Annotated in this window: 16 protein-coding genes and 2 pseudogenes; 10 read left to right on the top strand and 8 right to left on the bottom strand. The window is 62.0% G+C overall.

Features of this window, described 5'->3' with window-relative positions; all coding sequences use genetic code 11:
- Positions 1–122: 122 nt before the first annotated feature.
- Genes nirB through KHO31_RS22895 form a run of 5 tightly spaced genes read left to right on the top strand, consistent with a single transcriptional unit; the run spans position 123 to position 7,427 of the window.
- Positions 123–2,663 carry a nitrite reductase large subunit NirB gene (gene nirB / locus KHO31_RS22915; RefSeq protein ID WP_211624201.1) on the top strand — a complete coding sequence of 847 codons (2,541 nt, stop codon included), beginning with the start codon at positions 123–125 and terminating at the stop codon, positions 2,661–2,663.
- Between the two features lie 32 nt (positions 2,664–2,695).
- Positions 2,696–3,043 carry a nitrite reductase small subunit NirD gene (nirD, locus tag KHO31_RS22910; RefSeq protein ID WP_201078155.1) on the top strand — a complete coding sequence of 116 codons (348 nt, stop codon included), beginning with the start codon at positions 2,696–2,698 and terminating at the stop codon, positions 3,041–3,043.
- Positions 3,040–4,311, top strand: a complete 1,272-nt coding sequence (locus KHO31_RS22905; protein ID WP_211624200.1) for an NAD(P)/FAD-dependent oxidoreductase — start codon at positions 3,040–3,042, stop codon at positions 4,309–4,311. The genes nirD and KHO31_RS22905 overlap by 4 nt, the downstream gene beginning before the upstream one ends.
- A 13-nt stretch (positions 4,312–4,324) precedes the next feature.
- Positions 4,325–7,147 carry a nitrate reductase gene (locus tag KHO31_RS22900; RefSeq protein WP_201078157.1) on the top strand — a complete coding sequence of 941 codons (2,823 nt, stop codon included), beginning with the start codon at positions 4,325–4,327 and terminating at the stop codon, positions 7,145–7,147.
- Between the two features lie 16 nt (positions 7,148–7,163).
- Entirely contained in the window at positions 7,164–7,427 is a 264-nt protein-coding gene (locus KHO31_RS22895) for a hypothetical protein (protein ID WP_201078158.1), read from the top strand.
- Between the two features lie 33 nt (positions 7,428–7,460).
- Here the strand turns inward: KHO31_RS22895 and KHO31_RS40065 are convergent.
- Positions 7,461–7,549, bottom strand: a pseudogene (locus KHO31_RS40065) (LysR family transcriptional regulator); the annotation flags it as partial.
- Positions 7,550–7,582: 33 nt separating this feature from the next.
- The gene (locus KHO31_RS22890; RefSeq protein ID WP_211624199.1) at positions 7,583–7,732 is read right to left on the bottom strand and encodes a hypothetical protein; all 150 of its coding nucleotides are present in this window, start codon (positions 7,730–7,732) and stop codon (positions 7,583–7,585) included.
- Between the two features lie 36 nt (positions 7,733–7,768).
- Between KHO31_RS22890 and KHO31_RS22885 the strand changes: the two genes are divergently transcribed.
- The 5 genes from KHO31_RS22885 to KHO31_RS22865 all read left to right on the top strand — a co-directional run bounded on the left by KHO31_RS22885 (position 7,769) and on the right by KHO31_RS22865 (position 13,481).
- Positions 7,769–7,972 (top strand): hypothetical protein, encoded by a 204-nt coding sequence (locus tag KHO31_RS22885; RefSeq protein ID WP_063496102.1) that lies wholly within the window; start codon positions 7,769–7,771, stop codon positions 7,970–7,972.
- A gap of 936 nt (positions 7,973–8,908) precedes the next feature.
- Positions 8,909–9,130 carry a hypothetical protein gene (locus KHO31_RS22880; RefSeq protein ID WP_201078159.1) on the top strand — a complete coding sequence of 74 codons (222 nt, stop codon included), beginning with the start codon at positions 8,909–8,911 and terminating at the stop codon, positions 9,128–9,130.
- A gap of 2,235 nt (positions 9,131–11,365) precedes the next feature.
- Positions 11,366–11,917, top strand: coding sequence for a TIGR01841 family phasin (gene phaP, locus KHO31_RS22875; RefSeq protein ID WP_201078166.1), 552 nt, complete (start codon positions 11,366–11,368; stop codon positions 11,915–11,917).
- Between the two features lie 245 nt (positions 11,918–12,162).
- The gene (gene phbB / locus KHO31_RS22870) at positions 12,163–12,906 is read left to right on the top strand and encodes an acetoacetyl-CoA reductase (protein WP_201085357.1); all 744 of its coding nucleotides are present in this window, start codon (positions 12,163–12,165) and stop codon (positions 12,904–12,906) included.
- 308 nt (positions 12,907–13,214) lie between these two features.
- Positions 13,215–13,481 carry a hypothetical protein gene (locus KHO31_RS22865; RefSeq protein WP_201078170.1) on the top strand — a complete coding sequence of 89 codons (267 nt, stop codon included), beginning with the start codon at positions 13,215–13,217 and terminating at the stop codon, positions 13,479–13,481.
- Between the two features lie 562 nt (positions 13,482–14,043).
- On the opposite strand, the pseudogene KHO31_RS39390 reads toward KHO31_RS22865, so the two are convergent.
- The 6 genes and pseudogenes from KHO31_RS39390 to pgi all read right to left on the bottom strand — a co-directional run.
- Positions 14,044–14,275: pseudogene (locus KHO31_RS39390) on the bottom strand (pyruvate kinase); the annotation flags it as partial.
- A gap of 14 nt (positions 14,276–14,289) precedes the next feature.
- Positions 14,290–15,927 (bottom strand): NADP-dependent glyceraldehyde-3-phosphate dehydrogenase, encoded by a 1,638-nt coding sequence (locus tag KHO31_RS22855; RefSeq protein WP_201140981.1) that lies wholly within the window; start codon positions 15,925–15,927, stop codon positions 14,290–14,292.
- Positions 15,928–16,138: 211 nt separating this feature from the next.
- Complete coding sequence (locus KHO31_RS22850) at positions 16,139–17,167, bottom strand: hypothetical protein (protein ID WP_236060949.1); 1,029 nt, start codon at positions 17,165–17,167, stop codon at positions 16,139–16,141.
- A 175-nt stretch (positions 17,168–17,342) separates the two neighbouring features.
- On the bottom strand, positions 17,343–18,824 hold the full coding sequence (gene zwf / locus KHO31_RS22845) for a glucose-6-phosphate dehydrogenase (RefSeq protein ID WP_201078174.1): 1,482 nt from the start codon (positions 18,822–18,824) through the stop codon (positions 17,343–17,345).
- A 5-nt stretch (positions 18,825–18,829) separates the two neighbouring features.
- Positions 18,830–19,762, bottom strand: a complete 933-nt coding sequence (locus KHO31_RS22840; protein ID WP_201078176.1) for a carbohydrate kinase family protein — start codon at positions 19,760–19,762, stop codon at positions 18,830–18,832.
- A gap of 16 nt (positions 19,763–19,778) precedes the next feature.
- The gene (gene pgi / locus KHO31_RS22835) at positions 19,779–21,389 is read right to left on the bottom strand and encodes a glucose-6-phosphate isomerase (RefSeq protein ID WP_201078178.1); all 1,611 of its coding nucleotides are present in this window, start codon (positions 21,387–21,389) and stop codon (positions 19,779–19,781) included.
- Positions 21,390–21,391 lie beyond the last annotated feature (2 nt).

Genomic DNA, 21,391 nt, shown 5'->3' with positions numbered 1-21,391 from the left:
TTTTTTGGACAACGGCGTCCCCTGAATTCAGTCACCTGACGACTGGATCCGCGGGACGCCTTTTTATTTGCCGGACGAAAATCATGCCGCGAACCGCGTTGGAAGTAGATGGGACTCCAGTCATGAAGGTTGTCGTCATTGGTCACGGCATGGTGGGGCACAAGCTTCTTGAATGTCTCGTGGACGATGCGAGCGCCGCGCTGCACGTCACCGTGCTGTGCGAGGAGCCCCGTCCCGCTTATGACCGCGTGCATCTGTCCGAATTCTTTTCCGGCAAATCCGCGGAAGACCTCTCGCTCGTGAAGCCTGGTTTTTTCGATCGCGAGAACGTGCTGCTCAGGCTCAACGCGAAGGCTATTTCGATCGACCGGGAGGCCCACACGGTAAGCATCTCCACCGGCGAGACGCTTTCCTACGACAAACTGGTGCTCGCTACCGGTTCGTCGCCGTTTGTTCCGCCGATGGCGGGCAGCGATCGTGAGGACTGTTTCGTATACCGCACCATCGAGGATCTCGAGGCAATGCAGGCGTGCGGCGAACGGGCGAAGTCGGGGGTGGTGGTGGGCGGTGGCCTGCTGGGGCTCGAATGCGCGAAGGCGCTGCATGACATGGGACTGGCCGCGCATGTCGTCGAGTTCGCCCCGCGTCTGATGGCGGTGCAGGTCGACGACGGCGGCGGACGCGTGCTGCGCAGCAAGATCGAGGAACTGGGTGTGCAGGTCCATACGGCCAGGCACACGCTCGCCATCGTCGATGGCGAATCGGGCACCCACCGGATGCAGTTCGCCGACGGCACGCATCTTGACACCGACATGATCGTGTTCTCCGCGGGTATCCGTCCGCGCGACGAGATTGCGCGTGACTGCGGACTGGAACTGGGCCCGCGCGGCGGCGTTGCGATCGATGACACCTGCCGAACGAGCGATCCGGACATCTATGCGATCGGCGAATGCGCGGCATGGAACGGCATGGTGTATGGCCTCGTGGCGCCAGGGTATGACATGGCACGCGTCACAGCGAAGCAATTGCTGGGCGATCAGGCCGGTTTCAGCGGCGCGGACATGAGCACCAAGCTCAAGCTGATGGGCGTGGATGTCGCGAGCATTGGCGACGCGCACGGCAAGACGCCAGGCAGCCGCACGTACCAGTTCAGCGACGAGCGCAAACAGGTCTACAAGAAGATGGTGGTGTCTGAGTGCGGCAAGCAACTGCTCGGCGCCGTGATGGTGGGCGATGCGACTGAATATGGCACGCTGCTGCAGATGATGCTGAATCGCATCGAATTGCCCGAAGCGCCGGAATTCCTCATCCTGCCGCAAAGCGACGGCAAGGCCAAACCCGGCCTCGGGGTCGACGCGCTGCCCGAGGCCGCGCAGATCTGCTCGTGCAACAACGTCTCCAAAGGCGATCTGTGCGCCGCGGTGTGTGCGGGCGCGACCGACATCGGTTCGCTCAAATGCGCGACCCAGGCCGGCACCTCGTGCGGTGGCTGCGTGCCGCTCGTCACCCAGGTGATGAAGGCCGAAATGAAGAAGCAGGGGCTCGCGGTCAACAACCACCTGTGCGAACACTTCCCGTATTCGCGCCAGGAGTTGTATCACATTGTGCGTGTCGAAGACGTGCGCAGCTTCGGCGAATTGCTCGCGAAGCATGGTCATGGCCTCGGCTGCGACATCTGCAAGCCGGCAGTTGCGAGCATCCTCGCGTCGTGCTGGAACGAATTCGTGCTGAAGAAAGAGCACGCATCGCTGCAGGACACCAACGACTATTACCTCGCCAACATCCAGCGCGACGGCACGTATTCGGTCGTGCCACGCATGCCGGGCGGCGAGGTCACGCCCGACGGCCTGATCGCGGTCGGCCAGGTCGCCAAGAAATACGGCCTCTACACGAAGATCACCGGCGGTCAGCGAGTCGATCTGTTCGGTGCCCGCGTCGAACAACTGCCGTTCATCTGGGAAGAACTGATCGCCGCAGGCTTCGAATCGGGCCATGCGTATGGCAAGTCGCTGCGCACGGTGAAGTCGTGCGTGGGCTCGACGTGGTGCCGTTACGGCGTCGGCGACTCGGTAGGCCTCGCGGTCGAACTCGAGAACCGCTACAAGGGCCTGCGCACGCCGCACAAGATCAAGTTCGGCGTATCCGGCTGCACGCGCGAATGCGCGGAGGCGCAGGGCAAGGACGTCGGCATCATCGCCACCGAGAAGGGGTGGAACCTCTACGTGTGCGGCAACGGCGGGATGAAGCCGCGCCATGCTGAACTGCTCGCCTCGGACCTCGATCAAGAGACCCTGGTGCGCTACATCGACCGCTTCCTGATGTTCTACGTGCGCACGGCCGACCGGCTGCAACGCACCAGCGTGTGGCGCGACAACCTCGAAGGTGGCCTCGAGTATCTGATCGACGTGGTCGTCAACGATCACCTTGATGTTGCGGCGGAACTCGAAATCGAAATGCAGCAGGTGGTCGACAGCTACGAAGACGAGTGGAAGAAAGCCGTCACCGATCCTGAAACGCGCAAACGCTTCCGCCATTTCGTCAACAGCGAAAAGGCCGACAGCACGGTTACGTTTGTGGAGGAACGCGGCCAGATCCGGCCCGCGACGCCCGCCGAGCGGCAAGCGAAGCAGTTCCCGGTTCCCGTGGTTGTCGAGACCGCCTGACCTTCCACATCACCTACCCTGAGGAGATCAACATGAACAACGATCGACTTCCGCAATCGTGGATGCCCGTGTGTGCGCTCGACGACATTGTTCCGAATACGGGCGTCTGTGCGCTTGTCAACGGCGAGCAGGTCGCGGTGTTTCACGTCGCGCACGGTGACGGTAGCGTATTCGCGATCGACAACTTCGATCCGGGTTCGCAGGCGGCGGTGCTCTCGCGCGGGCTGATCGGCAACCTCGGCGAGCGCATCGTGGTGGCCTCGCCGATCTACAAGCACCATTTCGATCTGCGCACCGGCGAGTGCCTCGAGGCGCCCGAGAATTCCGTCAATGCCTACCCGGTGCGCGTCGAGAGCGGCAAGGTGTGGGTCGCGGCATGAGATACGAATACGCAGCGCCGAGCTCCGGAGGCGCGTCGCTCAGTGCGCCGTCCCGCCCGCGTCTTGTGGTGGTCGGCAACGGCATGGCCGGCATGCGCACTGTCGAGGAACTGCTCAAGCTCGCACCGGACCTCTACGACATCACCGTATTCGGTGCCGAGCCGTACGGCAACTACAACCGCATCCTGCTCTCGCCGGTGCTCGCGGGCGAGAAGTGTGTCGACGAGATCATCCTCAACACGCGTGACTGGTATGCAGACAATGGTATCCAGCTGCATGCGGGCGACCCGGTGGTCGCAATTGACCGCAAACGCCGCATCGTGCGCTCGCAAAGCGGCATCGAGGTGAGCTACGACCGGCTGCTGATCGCGACTGGCTCGAAGCCATTCCTGATTCCGGTGCCGGGTCACCAGTTGCCGGGGGTAATCGCGTTTCGCGACATCCAGGACGTCGAAACGATGCTCGCCGCCGCGCGCAGTCACCGTCACGCCGTGATCATCGGCGGCGGCCTGCTCGGGCTCGAAGCGGCGAACGGGCTCATGCGCCAGGGCATGTCGGTGACTGTCGTGCACGACACCGACAGCCTGATGGACCGCCAGCTCGACAGGAGCGCATCGGCCCTGCTGCTGCAGACGCTGGAGAAGAAGGGCTTGCGCTTCCTGCTGAAAGCCCGCACCACCGAAATCGTCGGGCCGGAGCGTGTCACCGCCGTGCGTTTTGACGACGGCACGGAAATCCCCGCCGACCTGGTCGTCATGGCGGCCGGGGTGCGCCCGAATATCGACCTCGCGAAGCAGGCGGGCTTGCACTGCGAGCGGGCGATTGTCGTCGACGACACGTTGCAGACCTACGATCCGCGTGTCTACGCGGTCGGCGAATGCGTGCAGCACCGCACGGCGACCTTCGGCCTCGTGGCGCCGATCTGGGACCAGGCGCGTGTCTGCGGCGCGCATCTGGCCGGTGCGGGCCACCGTCGCTACGTGCAGCGCGCGACCGCGACCAAGCTGAAAGTCACTGGCGTCGACCTTTATTCTGCTGGCGATTTCACCGGCGGCCCGGACAGTGAAGACCTGGTGCTGCGCGATCCGCGACGCGGGGTCTACAAGCGCCTCGTTATCGAGGATAGCCGGGTGATCGGCGCAGTCCTCTACGGCGACGTCAAGGACGGAGCGTGGTACTTCGAGCTGATTCAGAACCGAACCGACATTTCTCCGCTGCGCAGCCAGTTGCTGTTCGGTAAAGCCCTGTGCGAGGCGCAGCCCGCCTGAACCGGAATCAAACGTGAGTTTTCCCATCGTCATTTCCAGCCCGCCTGACGGTAGCCGTGACGCGGTCCGAACCACCTGCCCGTATTGCGGCGTCGGTTGTGGCGTACGCGCGACCCCACGCCCGGACGGCCCACCGGACATTGCCGGCGACGAACGCCATCCGGCAAACGCCGGACGCCTTTGCGTGAAGGGCTCGGCGCTCGGCGAAACGGTCGGGCTCGACGGACGCCTGCTGCATCCGAAGTTGCGCGAACCGGGCAGCGGCGAGTGGCGCGATGTCTCGTGGAGCGATGCGCTCGACACAGTCGCCAGCGGCTTTCGCCGGATCATCGATCAGTACGGCCCGGATGCGGTCGCACTCTATGTCTCGGGACAACTGCTGACGGAGGACTACTACGTTGCCAACAAGCTGATGAAGGGCTATGTCGGCAGCGCGAACATCGACACCAATTCGCGCCTGTGCATGTCGTCTTCGGTTGCAGGGCACAAGCGTGCGTTCGGCGAAGACCTGGTGCCGGTGTGCTACGAAGACCTCGAACTGGCAGACCTCGTCGTGCTGGTCGGATCGAATACCGCGTGGTGCCATCCGATCCTGTTCCAGCGGATTGTCAGGATCAAGGAAACGCGACCCGATATGAAGGTCGTCGTGATCGACCCGCGCTACACCGCGACCTGCGAGATGGCCGATTTGCACCTGCCGCTGAAGGCGGGCACCGACGTTCGCCTCTTCAATGGGCTGCTCAGTTTTCTCGCGGAACACGATACGACAGATGCAGGTTTCGTCGATGCGCATACGACCGGCTATGCGCAGGCGCTCGATGCGGCCTCAACCGACGCGGCGAACGGCTTTGACCTCGCGCAGTGCGCGAAGGGCTGCAAGGTCGACCGGCACGATCTGCTCGAGTTCTACCGGCTGTTCGCGCGGACTGAGCGGGTGGTGACGGTTTATTCCCAGGGTGTGAACCAGTCGACCTCCGGCACTGACAAGGTCAACAGCATCATCAATTGCCATCTGCTGACCGGTCGCATCGGCAAGCCGGGAATGGGGCCGTTCTCGTTTACCGGGCAGCCGAACGCGATGGGCGGGCGTGAAGTGGGCGGACTCGCGAACATGCTGGCGGCACACCTGGAGCTCGATAATCGGCGCCATCGCGAACTCGTGCAGACGTTCTGGGGCTCGACCGCTATCGCGGAGCGGCCGGGACTCAAGGCGGTCGAGCTGTTCGGGGCAATCGAGGCAGGCCGGATCAAGGCCGTCTGGATCATGGGCACGAACCCGGTTGTGAGCCTGCCCGACGGCGATCAGGCGAAGCGCGCGCTCGCGCGCTGCGAACTCGTCGTCAGCTCCGACATTGTTGAAAACACGGATACCAATGCGTTTGCGCACGTCCTGCTGCCAGCGCTCGGCTGGGGCGAGAAAGATGGCACCGTCACGAACTCCGAGCGCAGGATTTCGCGCCAGCGTGCGTTCCTGCCGGCACCGGGCGAAGCGCGCGCCGACTGGCGGATCATCTGCGACGTTGCGCAGCGCATGGGGTATGCCGGTTTCGATTTTTCGCATCCGCACGAGATCTTTGACGAGCATGCGCGGCTAAGTGCTTATCGTAACGAGGCGGGCAACGGCAGCGAAACCAATGACAGTCTCGGGACAACAGGCAACGGACACATCGACGGTAATGTGCCGCGTGTGTTCAATCTGGGCGGCCTCGTCGCACTCGGTCGCGAGCGTTACGACGCGTTGCAGCCCATTCAGTGGCCGGTACTGGCGGCGAACGGCGCAGAGCAGCGTGGTACCGCGCGTCTTTTCGGTGATCGTCACTATGCCCACGCGGACGGCAAGGCGCGTTTCGTCGCGACACCACCGCGCGCACCGGTCCACGCGCCGGACGACGAGTATCCGCTGACGCTGAATACCGGCCGGGTGCGCGACCAATGGCACACGATGACCCGCACGGGCAAGTCGGAGAAGCTCGCCGGCCATGTGACGGAAGCATTCGTCGATCTGCATCCACAGGACGCGCTGTCGAGCGGCGTGCGTGAAGGTGAACTCGCGCGCGTGTCGAGCCGTTGGGGCACGATGGTCGCACGTGTGCAGCATGGCGGTGGTATGTCGCGTGGCAGCGTGTTCGTGCCGATCCACTGGAACGATCAGGTGGCATCCGACGCGCGTGTCGGCGCAGTGGTGAATCCCGAGGTCGATCCGGTTTCCGGGGAGCCTGAGTTCAAACATACGCCGGTTCGGGTCGACAGGTTCGACGTCGCCTGGCACGGTTTCTCGTTGAGCCGTCACGCTCCGATGCTGGACGACGTGACCTACTGGACGCGCGTCCACGGCACGCAGTTCGTGCGTTACGAACTCGCGGGGCGCAAGCCGCTGGCCGATCACGGCAACTGGGCGCAAGCCCTGTTCGGTATCGAGGATCCGCACGCTGACTGGCTCGAGTACGAGGACAGGGCGGCGGGCACTTATCGCGCTGTGCACCTGATCGATGAGCGTATCGAGAGTTGCATCTTCGTATCGGCGCGCCGCGAGTCGCAGTTGCCGTCGCGTACGTGGCTCGCGGGCCTGTTCGGGAAGGACGAGCTCGACGAAGAGGATCGTGCCGGCCTGCTGGCGGGACAGCCGATTGGCAAGGGGGTCGATACGGGGCCCACGGTCTGTTCGTGTTTCGGTGTCGGACGCAATACGATCTGCACGGCGATCCGTGAGCAAGGGCTCAAGACGGCGGCGGAAATCACCGCTTGCCTGAAGGCTGGTGGCAACTGCGGGTCGTGCGTGCCGGAACTGAAGAAGCTGCTGGTCGACACCGAACTGGAACGGTTGAGCACCGCCTGAAGGAGACTGAAGTTTCATGCTGAAGAGACTAAAAACCATGCTGGCCGTGATCAAACCCGGCGATACTTTGCTCTCGCGCCATGACGACGGCAACGTCACGCCGTCAGGTTCAGAAGGTGTCGGAGAGGCACACCTGCGACATACGGCGAGCCTTCGCGCCTCACATCCGGGCAAACGGAGGCGACATGAACGTGCAGGCCACCGCGCCCGCAAGCCGGGTGCGGCCGTGGGGCAGGCGCGCACCGGCACGCCACTTTCGCATCGCTATCGTTTGCGTTGAAGGGGCTGCGTATCGGCACGCCGCACTTTGTGATTAACGCCGCAGTTCCGACATGATCTTTTTTCGGCGGGAAAGTCGCATGGCGGCCGCTTCGATTTTGCACTCCGCGCAAGTATGACCTCTCCGTGCGGCGATTTGATGGTTCGCCGAATCATTCAAAGCCGCGGGAAAAAAGATTGGGACGCTGTGGCGTATTTGCGCGCATTCTCGCCGAGCCGCCGGCGCGACAGATCTGGATGCTCCTGAACGCGGGGCAGCACTGATTCACTTGCGCCGGAGAGCCGGCTTACGGATAGTTCCTTCATGCTAGGATTCCTCGAAAAAAACCGAGAGAAACCTTCATGGCCAGCCACAATTTCTCGTACAACGAGGTCAACTACAGCGTTTACGTGACCCAACAAAAGGACGGCAGGTGGGACTGGGCATACACGTTGACCAAACCGCCCATCTACTGGAAAAACCCGGAGGCGCCTGCGGGAACTCCGGAGCAGGCGATCGAAGAGGCTCGTTTCGACGCCGAGCGCCGCATCGACGCGATGAAATAGGTCGTCAAAAATGGCCGTACCATCGGGCATGGCTTCAATTCGGCCGCTTCTGCGGCTCGTATCGCGTTGTCGGTTCGTCGACGTCGGGGCCGGCGTGTCGCGCCGCACTCCAATGGAGAGCGACGACGCCCGCCTGGGAATTATTCAGCGGAGCCGATGTCAATCGGACTCCTTTGCATGACGTTGTTCACGGAAGCGGGCATGCAGCCCGCGTGAGGCGTTACCGCTTCGCGCCAGCCGAGGGCTGCTCGCCGGTGCGTCGGGCAGCCGTCGCAGCCTCTGTGGCTTTCGGCAAGTTGTACTGCTTGCTGGTTTGTTTTCTGCGGCGTTTCGACCAGTGTACTGGTGGTAGCAATCGCTGACTTCCACGCGGCAATGCCAGCTTCGGAGTCCGCCGTGAGGCCCGGGCCCGCTACTTGATTTTCAAAGCCGGGCGGAGCTGGGTCTGGGTAAACGCGCGTCACCGCCGTTGCTGGGGAAAGGCAAGCCATCGCCTAATGGCTGTCCGGACGGCTTTCGTGTTCATAGCCGCCGTGTGCTTCCCCACCGCGCTGTGCGGGCTGACGGCCGCCGCCATGCATCTGCGGTGCTACCACCGCATGAGCAGGGCCTGGCCCAAGCTGAAGACTGGCCTGCGGCCGGGGCTGAGGCTGAACCTGCTGTTGAGGGGCGCCGCCATGCTCGGCGGAGTTTCCGGCCCGCGCCCATACGCACGCTCACGACCGGGCGGCGGCCCCAGCGCTCGACCGACCTCACTGCGAACAGGCGGAGGCCCTCCACGTGTGGGCGGCGGGTGATTCGCCCAGCGCGCTGCATCGTGGTACCAGACTAGATCTGCGCCGTGCGGCGCATCTGTCGAGGATGCCATTGGTGGACGGCGTTGAAGACGTCTAGGCACGCGCTAAAGTTTGCGCGATCACAGCCGACATTCCGGTTATGGAAGACGACCCGTACGTCCCGTTCGGCCCGGGACACCCTGAGTATCTGCAGGCTAGAGCACTTGCCCTGAGCGTCGCAGCGATCCGCAAGGGCCGGGGCAAAAAGAATCCGGACGATTACCCGATCGGCTCGGCGGGATGGGCAGAGGTAGACGAAGACTTCGCGCGTGACGTATTACGGGCGCTTGGCGGCCACCCTGACAATCACGATCGCGCTTGACGGATTGCGGCATGCTGCGAAACCTTCGGTTCAGTGAATCGTAATGCGGCGTTGGTAGGATGCCCGTCTCCCGTTCCACTCGAAGGTTCCACGATGAAGAAAGCATTTCTCGCGCTTGCAGCGGTAGTTATATCCCTCGGCGCAGTTGCACCTGCACACGCCGACAATCATCAACACCATCGCGTTTGCCATAAAGTGAAGGTACACGGCCACTGGCAAAACCGCTGCCATTAACCCGTTTCGCCTGATCTGCCCCGCTTGGCGCTGGGCTTTTCGTTCCTGCCTGCGTCAAGGCCTGCGGTGTAACCAGTCGCGCATAGGGTGCGTGTCCAGCCAGCGAAGTTGCTGATTCCTGTGATGTTCGCGCCTGTAGTGCTCCGCAACCAGGATGGCTGCCATGATCAGGACGACCACCCCAAGCAACATCCCCGATATTGACTCGCCCATGGCCGTCTCCTTGCTTGTCGCGATCATGCCTGTATTTTAGGTGATGGCGACAGGCGGGGGCGGTGAATATCCGGGCCGCTGAAGGGCGTGCCAACGCTCATCAACTACCCAATACGGCTCGCGAGACGGTTGCCTGAGAATTAGCGCCATCTATCCCAATAGTTGGCATATCGCGGAAAACTGGCCTACAGTATTGATCAGACGTAAAGCAATGGTTCGTGGGCCAAAAGCAAATACGGGGGCGCGCATGGGTATGTTCTTTGACCAGGAGGTTGCGCATATTGCACGCGTGATGTTGCCGTCATTGGTAGGAGGCCTCCGCAGGCCAATCCTGCCGGCCGAATATTGGCGCGGGCGGCTCCACAAGCTTCTGGATGCGACGCACCTCACGCCCGCTCAACTCTGTGCGCTGGATAGGCTGCTGCTTGAACTGGATGACTTCGAAACCGGGGGCCGGTCCACGCTAGCGGGAAGCACTTGTCCGTGTCGCTCGAAATCTCGACAACACCGAACGCCGCACCGGAACATTTCTTGATCCAGTCCCTGCGGATTTTCACCGGTGTGTACATAAAAGGACGGCGCAGGACCCGCCTATGGCTTACTTGACACCCCAAACGCGGCTGGCCTGGGTCGCCGTGACCGCTAGGCAGTCGCTTCGAGCACATGGCATAGACAGCAGTTCTGGACGATCGCCCGTTTGCGCACCGCAATCTGTCGGCCTGCGGCGAGCCGTTTGTGCCGTGGAAGCTAGCACCGCCGGATGGCTCGCGCAAACGCCAGAGAGATTCCGGATGCATAAAAAAAGCCGCAGACATTGCTGCGGCCTCGAACACACACGCCGCGCATGAGGCGCTGACGTTGGTGCCATCCTACACATCCGCATTTCCGAAGCAATCAGGTCTTTCATCTGAATATTTGCAAGAGACTGCATTGCCGCATCTATCGTGGCGCAGGCCGGTCTCAATCGCTGGCGCAGGCGTTGCAGAATGGTCACAGGACTGTTCACGTAGCGGATGAGAGGCCCGTCAGATATGGGTTTGTCACGCAGTTACGCGGTCGAAGCTGCCGGCAGCCTATTTGATCCTACCCCTAAAGATTGCTGCAATCTGTCCGTAAACCCGATAACACAACTTTGGCAGCAACGGGTTCCTTGCGCGAGTCAGCCTTCCCAAGCGACGGTGCTGCCAGCAGTTTTTCGTCTCTCAGGTTCTAGCATTCCCTTGGATACTAGACCTTTCCAAGCCGGCCTCGCGCCGGTTTTTTTTCGTCGGTGAACATCCGCGAGGGTTTCCGCCATCAAGACTCCACCCGGCCAGGAAGCGCCACTGGCTCGGGCTGCCCCCGACGTTCGAGCGTCGGCAGTGCTCAGACAACAGCCCCTCATGAGCGTGCGTTTCGCACAAAAATAGGGGTATCTACCTAGTGATCCAGCATTTGGATTTAACATTTAGTCGTTAGAATAAACACTCTAATATCTGCTTACATGTAACTACATACACCGAAACCTCCGTAACCGAAGATGCCGCTCCACCAGTGGCGCGGCCAGGCAAATCGAGTGTCATGCCTGACCAGGCGGGCGCGACGCGGTGGTCAGAATCGCGCAACGTTGCATCAGCTGGATGTTGGATGTCGGGCCAGAGGTTTCGATCTGGGTTGGAGTGCATTGCATCAATTCGCAATACTAACTATAACTTTCGGATTGAAAATCCGGCGGACCCGCAGTCAGATAATTAATGGCCTGCGCAACCGGCGGAGTAGGGTGTTTCAAACATTAACCCAGGAGAGACAATGAACGAATTTTCGTCTGAGGAGTTGACGCATTTTTACAAGTCGAATGTTTCAACCTTCTTTTCGCTCGTCAGCGAGGCGTTTGAGGGGGTGCAGAAGCTGGCCGAACTTAACTTGCAGGCGGGGCGCTCCGTTCTGTCAGAAAGCGTCGCGCGTCTGCAGGAAGTGAGCTCCGACACGGCGAGCGCAGACTGGCTGGTTTCGCCGTTGCGCCTTGTTCAGTCCGCTGCCGGGAAGACGTTGTCGTACCAGCAGCATGTCCACGACATTGCGGTCGCAGCCCAGTCCGCCTCGGCGAAGATCATCGACGCGCAGTACGACCAGTTCAGCCGCGACTTACTGGCCCGCATCGATAACTGGGCAAAGCATGCGCCGGCGGGTTCAGAGACGGCTCTCGTCGCCGTGAAGTCGGCGTTTTCGACGGCTAGCGACACGGCGGAAGCGGTGCACAAGTCGGTCCGTAGCGTCGTAGAAGCCGCGCAGGCCAATGTCTCCGCGATCGCCGCCGGAGCCAGCAGGAACGTTGCGTCGAAGCCGGGCGCGCGCGCCTGATCATTCGGGACATCTGGAATTTTTAGAGCGGTCCGCCGGCGCGGCATGTTGTAGCTCGCCGGCGCATCAGACTCCATTCGCGCAATACCACAAGCCTACAAAAACCCGCGCAGTTCAACCAATGCATTGCCCCCTCCCGCAAGTCCGGAGGCGGCAATGCATTGTGGCAAAGCAATGGCGGGTTGTGCGAGCCGGCCATTGGGTATTCATGATCCTCGCAGATATTACGATCACGGACGGAATGGATGACGAAACGAATCGCTGTAGTGACAGGCGGGATGGGCGGCCTTGGAGAAGCGATCAGTATGAAACTGCATGACGCGGGTTACGTGGTTGTAGTCACGCACTCGCCAAATAACACAGGCGCAGCCGAATGGTTGGCGAGCATGGAAACTCAAGGCCGGAACTTTCGCGCGTACCCGGTTGATGTGGCCGACTACGACTCATGCCAGCACTGTGTGGCCAGAATTCAGGTTGAAGTCGGCCCTATCGACATTCTGGTGAACAACGCCGGGATCACCCAGGACATGACACTCAGGAAGATGGACAAGGTCAACTGGGACGCGGTCATTCGCACCAATCTGGATTCAGTATTCAACATGACCAAGCCGTTGTGCGAAGACATGGTCGCACGCGGCTGGGGGCGCATCGTCAACATCTCGTCCGTCAACGGTTCGAAAGGTTCAGTCGGCCAGACCAACTACGCCGCGGCCAAGGCTGGCATGCACGGTTTTACCAAATCGCTGGCGCTGGAAGTGGCGCGCAAAGGAGTCACCGTCAACACGATTTCGCCAGGTTACCTCGCGACGAAGATGGTCACGGCGATTCCGCAGGAGATTCTCGATACGAAGATCCTGCCACATATCCCGATGGGGCGTCTCGGCAAGCCCGAGGAAGTGGCGGCGCTCGTGCTTTATCTGTGTTCGGATGATGCCGGTTTCGTGACCGGCTCCAATATCGCGATCAACGGTGGCCAGCACATGCAATAACTCGACGCGCGCACCGGCCGGTTCGCGTGGGGCACCGCACGAACCGGCGTGAACCATTCACGCAACACCCCTGTGCTTCCAGGAGAGGAATGTGTCATGAGTGAAACCTGGATGGGCCTGATCATCGGGGGCTCGGCCCTCAGTATCGCGCTGCTCATGATGATTGGTCACTATCGCCGTGAGCGGAGACGGGCAAGACTGCTACGACACTTGAATCGTCATGAGTGGTGGCATCAAACGCGTGGGCGAATGTGATCGCACCGCCCGTGCGGATGACAAGACAAACACATCAGAGAGAGGGCTGGAGGATGACACCGGAAATTGCCGGGCTATTAAAGGCCACAGGCCATCAGATCACGGTTCGTACGAGGAGCGGCGGCATGCGGGTCGCCGCGGTCTGGCAGGTGCTGATGCCGGTCGCCCGTGACATCGAGCGCGTCCAGATTGTGACCAACAGCGAACGCGGTTCTGAGGACATAACGATATGGTTTGCTGAAACGTTCTCCGGGTCGCTGAACACCGTTCTCCGGCAGTTCGAAAAGATGACGTGGGTGGCCACCGCAGAGCTTTGCTAAACATTCCCGGTGCCGTATGCGTGCAACGGGTCGCATCTAGGCGTCGGCCGGGGCGCGTCGCGGTTCCGGGGTGCGCATGGGCGCTGTTCAGCGAGGGTACGCCCGCATTTTGCAGGGACAGGCTCAACTGAAGCCTGACGAACGGACCGGACTTAGTCGGTAACCGCAGCACACGAGAGAAGTGGATGAAAACAACAATCAAAAAAGGGCCCGGAGACATGGAGAGCCCTTATACGCCCCGAACTGCCGAGGATGCGATTTCACATCTCGAACGGATCCTGTCAGCCGACGGCGCAGATTCACTGTTCAGCCGGACCTACTGGCGCACACGTGTTCAGCAGGTGAGTGCTACACGAGGGCTGACTGCGCAGCAGCAGGCAAGGCTTGTGAGACTGCTTGAGTCTCTCCCTTCCCCGGTTCGGGGCGAAGAGCCATCGTAGACCACTACCTTCATGCGAGTCGAATGCCTGTTGGCAAACGTCGCTGGTCTAAGCGCGCATCTCGAAGGGTGCATTGCGTTGGAGCTTCGCCCGTAAGCGGTTATTCCTTGAGTGCGGAACTCGAGGCGCAGCTTCGGGCCCTGGAGATCGAGCGGCACGTCGATGGGCCGCCCGGTGTCCCGCTCCAAGCCGCGGATGATCTCGAGCCGCTCCTGGCGCCGGGGGGTGCGTACCGTGGCTGAAGTTAAGCCGGAACACGTCGGCCCCGGCGTCGAAGAGGGCGCGCACCGTGGTCAGGTCGGAGCTCGATGGCCCGAGTGTAGCGACGATCCTGGCGTTACGTTTTCGACGCATCATATTCGTTCCGCTCAAAGGATAAAGTCTGTATTGATGAACTTTGATTGATGCTCGCGCACGATGGTATTGAGCAGTTCCTTGTTCGGCTCGGTCTGTTTCGTGGCCACCATCGAGCGGATCGAGAACGCGCGCAGCGCGTCGCTGACCGACAGCGTGCCCTCGGCGGAATCCTTGCGCCCGGCGAACGGGAACACGTCCGGCCCGCGCTGACACTGGCAGTTAATGTTCACGCGGCAGACCTGGTTGGCCAGCGGATCCACCAGCGCACCGATCTGCGCGGCGTCGGTTCCGAAGATGCTTACCTGTTGCCCGTGATCCGAGGTGATCACGTAGTCAAGTGCCTCTTCCACGGCGTCGAAGCTCATCACCGGGACGACCGGACCGAACTGCTCCTCGCGGTACAACGTCATCCCCTCCTTCACGGGGTAGACGACAGCAGGGTTGAACAGCGTGTCGCAAAAGGCGCCGCCGCCCTCGTTGACGACGCGCGCACCCTTGGCCCTGGCATCTTCGATCGCTTCCGTCATGTAGGCGGTGCGATGCGGCCCGGGCAGCGGGGTGATCTGCACGCCGGCCTCCCAGGGCATGCCCATCTTGAGCCGCGCCAGTTCAGCCGTGAAGCGTTCAAGGAACGCGTCGACGATACTGCTGTGCACGATCAGCATCTTGAGGGCCGTGCAGCGCTGCCCATTGAACGACAGTGCGCCGAGCAGGCACTCCTTGACGGCGAGATCCAGGTCAGCGTCGGGCAGCACGATGGCCGCATTCTTCGCGTCCAGTCCCAGCACGGCACGCAGGCGGTGAGATTTGGGGTGCTGCTTTTTCAGATGGTCTGCCACGCGGCTCGAGCCGATCAATGCCAGCACGTTGACCTTGCCCGAGGCCAGCATGCGCGGCACCACCAGTTGACCCGGTGCGTAGATGGTGTTGACCACGCCGGGCGGGAACGCATCCCGAAACACGTCGAGCAGCGGCTCGAACAGCAGGGTGCCATATTGTGGTGGCTTGAGGACCACCGTATTGCCCATGAGCAACGCCGGGATCAGCGTGCAGAACGTTTCGTTTAGCGGATAGTTGTAGGGCCCCATGCACAGCACCACGCCTAGCGGCGTGCGGCGGACCTGGCCAATGGTGCCCTCGACCACCATGAAGCGCGAATGGCCGTTGTCCATGTCCTTCAGGGCCTCGATCGTGGCCTGGATGTACTCGATGGTGCGGTCGAATTCCTTGCGCGAGTCGGCGAGGCTCTTGCCGATTTCCCACATGAGGAGGTTCACGATCGCCTCGCGGCGCTCGACCATGCCTCTCACGAACGTTTGCATACAGGCGATACGGCTGGCGACGGTCATCGTCGGCCATTGGCCCCGGCCGTTGTCGTACGCGGCGACCGCGGCATCCAGAGCCGCGTCGCTCTGCGCCTCGCCCATCAGCGGGTAGCTGCCAATCGCGACCTGGCTCACGTCACCGGTCGCCGGGTCGCGGGTGCAGACTGGCGACAGCACGGTTTTACAGGGGCCGTCCCATACGAGCATCTGGCCGCCGATCAGGAAACCGCGCTGGTGAACCGGAGTGGTGAGACAGCGTTCCGCCGGAATCTCGTCGGGCGTAGGGAAGTGCTGGGCGAGTCGCGAATTGTGGTCGGTCGTCATGAGGTCTCCGAAGGAGGGGGTGACATTAAGGCAGTCGTGGCGAATCAAAACGTTCAAGGCGCGCTGCGTAAAGCGCAACGTGCAGGTTGGCGCTGGTTTCGGTCAAGGAGCATGCGCGCGCACGAAGTGCTGAAAAACGCGGCTGAATTCCGCCAGACACGCCTGGCGCGGGTTCAGGCAGCCGGCACCCCCGCACATGCATGGCTCGCATTCATTGGGTCACGACCTCGAATCGGTAAGCAATTTCAACCGGCTGATCCGGATTGAGCGATATCGCGGTTGGAACCTCTCTTGCATTGATCGGGTTCGCCGCGAGCGAGGGACGACAGCCGAGTTCAAACGCGCTCGCCACCGGCTCGACGCCCAGGCAGAGGTTGCGGCCGTTCCAGGGGCTGTGGGTGCGGCCGCGATTGCTGATCCACAGCAGAAGCGATGGGAGTACGGAGGCGTCCCAGGTCAGCCGATATGCAACCCGGGACTCGTCATTCGTCAGGATGACGGACCCGTCGACTCCGCAGAGCTGAATGATTTCCTCCGTATCGTGAGCGAGAGGAAAACGATCAAACGCGGCTGTTCCTCCGGCATGCAGCGGTACGTTATCGAGTTTGTCGAAGACCGCGCCCGGGTCGGCACGAGACACACCTGGTTCGGGGCCGGCCGGGTGAACGACACCAAAGCGAAACGTGCCCGGGTAGATCTGGAGCGCTCCGGTCATCGACGGCAGCGCAAGATTGGGGTGCAGGCCAATCGGACGGCGCGTCTTCTGGCGAGCCTCAACCGTTACGGAGAAGTCGATTGCGGGGCCATCGGGGTCGGCGCGAATCGCGCGGACAACGCGAGCAATCGACGAGGTGGACGGATACTCGAGCGCGATCTCGATCGCGAGATCTGTCTGTCGCACGAGTGACCATTCACCCACACAGGCATAACCATGCAGCAGGTCGTCGCTCGCATCTAACGGGTGATCATCTTTGTCGACTGACGTGGCGAGACTCTCCTGCCAGCTTTCCACGACGGTTTCCGGAGAATACGGCACCCCAAAAGGAACGCATGGAAATTCGCTTCTGAGCTGGCCGAGTAGTCCCGCCTGTTCGGGCGTCCCGTCGGCGAGCCACGGGGCTTCGTAAAACGGCTGGACGTGCCGGCTGCCGCTCGTTAGCGAAACGCCGCTGAGCATCCCGCCTCTGGCGTGAACGTCAAGGGAGCCATGAGGCCATTCAAGGTGCCAGATTTCATTCATTGTTGTCTTCTTAAAAGAAAATGGTATGGCGCCGCACTTCGTTGCCCGGGCCGAGAGCGGCGCGTCATGCCGTATAGCTCGTACTACGGAATAAGCGCGTCATGATCTGGTTGATCGAGTGCTCGTGGCCGAGGGGCGCCTGAGCGATCTCAGCCACGAAAAGTCCAGTCGGTGCTCAGTTTTCTTCTTCCTGCCAGCAGGTGTTGTGCCGCGCGAGCAGCGCGCTGGCCGCCGCCGGGCCCCACGTACCGGACGCGTAAGGTTTCGGAAGGTTTCCCTGCGTGGCCCAGTCTTCGATGATCGGCGCGACCCAGCGCCATGCCGCCTCCTGTTCGTCGCGCCGCACGAAGAGGGCGAGCCGCCCCGCTATTACATCGAGCAACAGACGCTGATAGGCCTCCATGCGGCCTTGCTGGAAGAATTGATCGAAGGCGAGATCGAGATGCACGCCTTGCAGGGTCATTCCCATGCCAGGCTGCTTGGCAAGCGCACTGAGCCGAATCGATTCGTTCGGCTGCAAACGGATCGTCAGCCGGTTCGAACCGGGACGCAAGGCCATTGCTCCCAACGCGGAGTGCGGCACTGGCTTGAAGTTGACGACAATCTCGGCAATACGGCCCGCGAGCCGCTTGCCGGTGCGTAGAAAAAACGGCACACCGGCCCAGCGCCAGTTTTCCACCTCCACTTTCAACGCGACGAAAGTCTCGGTCGTACTGCCTTGCCGGACACCGGGCTCTGCGTGATAAGCGGATACCGTTGTGTCCTTGATGGCGCCAGCGTGGTATTGGCCGCGGACCACGCTTTGCCTGATTTCCTCGCCCAGCACCGGTTTGAGCGCCCGCAGCACGCGCAGCTTCTCGTCACGCACCGCATCCGCGTCCATCGACTGCGGCGGCTCCATCGCGATAATGGAGAGCAGTTGCAGCAGATGGTTCTGCACCATATCGCGCAGCGCACCCGTCTGGTCGTAGAAGTTGCCGCGGCCTTCGACACCCAGTTCCTCGGCTACGGTGATCTGAATGCTCTCGACCCATTCGCGGCGCCACAATGGTTCGAACAACGAATTACCAAAGCGCAGCGCGAGCAGGTTTTGTACCGCTTCCTTGCCGAGGTAGTGATCGATCCGGTAGATCTGGTCTTCTTTGAAGATCTGGCCGACTGCATCGTTGATCGCGTTGGACGATTCCAGATCGTAGCCAAGCGGTTTTTCCAGAACGACGCGGGAGCCTTCGGTGAGCCCAGCCGACGCCAGGGCGCGGCAGATCGGCACGAACAGCGCAGGCCCGGTTGCCAGATAGAAAATGCGTCTGCCGTGTCCCGCGCCGAGCGTATCGCCCAGCGAGAAGAAGGCTTCGGGCTGACTGGCGTCGAGCGCGACGTAGGCGATGCGCTCGCGAAAGCTTCGCCACACTGAATCGTCGATCGCTGTTCCCGGGATGTGGGGCTTCACGTGCTCGTCGACCCATCGCAGATAGCTGCCGGTATCCAGTGCCGTCTGCGCGACGGAGACGATTCTGCCATCTGGCGCGAGCAGGCCGTCGCGGTGCGCCGCATAAAGCGCGGGCAAGATCTTGCGCATCGCCAGATCGCCCGTTCCGCCGAACAGGACGAAGGCGAATGGGGGGTGGTCCAGCTCGCGGGGAGAAGGTTTCGTCATGGCAGTCAGTGATGGAAATCGATACTGGGACTTTCGGAACCGAGCAGCGCCGTCACATCGTCCGACCGCGGGGCATAGGCCCCTTGCTGCGCGCACGTTACCGCTGCGCAGGCGGCGGAAAACTGGAGATGGGAAGCCAGTGGCGCATCGGGGCGGGTGAGCAGGCTCGCCATCCATCCGCCGACGCAGGCGTCGCCGCAGCCGACGGTGTCGACTACTTCGGCGGCGAAGGCCGGCTGAAACAGCACCTCCTGCGCCGTGAACAGTTGCATGCCCGCGGCGCCACGCGTCACGAGAATGGCCGCGGCCGGCGCCCATTCGCGAAGCTGGGCCAGAGCCGAGGCTTCGTCCAGTTCGGGGAACAGGCCCCGCAGATCCTCGTCGGAGACCTTGATATAGCTGGCCAGTCCGGCCATGCGGCGCAGTGTGTTCCGATAGGCAGGGCCGGCCATCAGATCGCGGTAGTTTGGATCGAATGAGATCTGCTTGCCGGCGGCGTGGGCGGCCTCTGCGATCTCCAGCAGGTGCGCGGCGAGCGGCTGCCGGACGAGGCTAAGCGAGCCGAAGTGAACGATCCGGGCCGCCTCCAGCCAGCCGGAGGGCATGGCTTTGACATCGAAAGCGAGGTCGGCGCTGTTGTCGCCGATAAAGAAATATTGCGGCGGATGCTTCGAGACCACCATGGCGAAAAACGGCGCGCGCTCGACCTGACGGGTGAAGCGCATGTCGAGCCCAGCCCGCGCGCTTTGCTGCATCAACTCGTCGCCGAAGGTGTCGTGGCTGACGGTGCCGGCGAAGCCGGTGGGCACGCCGAGACGGGCGCCGACGCGGGCAACGTTCCAGCACGAGCCACCAGGCGTGCTGCGCCAGCGCTGGCGGTCTTCGCGGATAAAGTCGGTCAGCGCTTCGCCGAACACGATCAGTTTGGGGAGGTTCATCGTCTTTCCAATTGACTCAAATTGCCGATTCAGCCTGTTGCTTGCGCCGCTGCTTGAAGCGGTTGATCAGACCGTTGGTGGAACTGTCGTGGGCGTTTACCACGCCCGGCTGGTTGATTTCGCTCTCGATCGTCACGGCCAGCCGCTTGCCGAGTTCCACACCCCATTGGTCGAATGAATTGATGTTCCAGATCACCCCTTGTACGAACACCTTGTGTTCGTACAACGCGAGCAGGGCGCCGAGCGAGGCCGGATCGAGCTTGTCCAGGAGGATCGTATTGGTCGGGCGGTTGCCGTCGAAAGTGCGGTGCGGCTCACTTGCAGCCTGCGAGCCGTTCATCAGCGCCTCAGTCTGGGCAAAGCAATTGGCGAGCAGGATGTCGTGATGAACGTCCAGCGGATGATGAGGCTGCATGCAGGCAATCACGTCCGCCGGAATCACGGCGCTGCCCTGGTGCAGTAACTGAAAAAAGGCATGCTGGCCGTTGGTGCCGGGTTCTCCCCAGATGACCGGCCCGGTCGCATAGTCGACGCGTTCGCCCGACAGCGTGACGGACTTGCCGTTGCTTTCCATATCGAGTTGCTGCAGATACGCGGGGAGGCGGTGCAGGTACTGGTCGTATGGGGCGATCAGGTGACTGGTTGCCCCCAGGAAATTGGTGTGCCAGATGCCGATCAAGGCAAGCAGGACCGGCAGGTTCCGCTCCAGGGGCGCTTCGCTAAAGTGCCGGTCCATCGCGTGGGCACCGGCCAGCAGCGCCTCGAACGCGTCCATGCCGATCTGGAGCGCAATGGGCAGTCCGATGGCGGACCAGAGCGAGTACCTGCCGCCCACCCAGTCCCAGAATTCGAACATGTTGTCAGGATCGATGCCGAACGCTGCGACCGCTTCAGCATGCGTCGAGACTGCAACGAAGTGTTTCGCTACGGCTGATTCGGGCGCGCCAGTGCTTAACAGCCAGCAGCGCGCGGTGCGTGCATTGGCCAGGGTCTCCCGTGTGGTGAAGGTCTTCGACGAAATCACGAAGAGCGTCGTCTCGAGATCGACGACCTGCAGCACTTCGGCAATTTCCGCGCCATCCACATTGGACACGAAGTGCATCGTCAGTCCTGTGCACGCATACGGTTTCAAAGCTTCGCAGACCATGCGCGGGCCCAGATCCGAGCCGCCAATGCCGATGTTGACCACGTCGGTGATCGCTCGGCCCGTATAGCCGCGCCATGCGCCTTCCTGGACGGCGTCGACAAAACGCCCCATCTTCGCAAGAACCGCAGACACTTCCGGGACGACGTCCTTGCCGTCCACCAGAATCGGCGTGCCGGTGCGCTCGCGCAGCGCGACGTGCAGCACCGGCCGGTCCTCGGTGGTATTGATGCGCTCACCAGCAAACATGGCGCGACGTCGCTCTTCCACGCCCGCCTGGCGCGCAAGCGCGTTCAGGCGATCGAGCGTGCCCGTCGTGATCAGGTTCTTGGAGTAGTCGACGTAGACGCCGGCGGCTTCCAGTGAGAGTCGCTGGAAACGTTCGTTATCCTGTGCAAAAAGATCGCCTATCGACGCGTGCGCCATGCTCTCGCGATGTTCGGCGAGCGCCCGCCAGGCGGGCGACTGAGTGAGGTTTGACATGT

The sequence above is a fragment of the Paraburkholderia domus genome, from assembly GCF_905220705.1.
In the GTDB taxonomy this organism is placed as follows: domain Bacteria; phylum Pseudomonadota; class Gammaproteobacteria; order Burkholderiales; family Burkholderiaceae; genus Paraburkholderia; species Paraburkholderia domus.
This window is presented reverse-complemented; position numbering and strand designations above follow the sequence as displayed.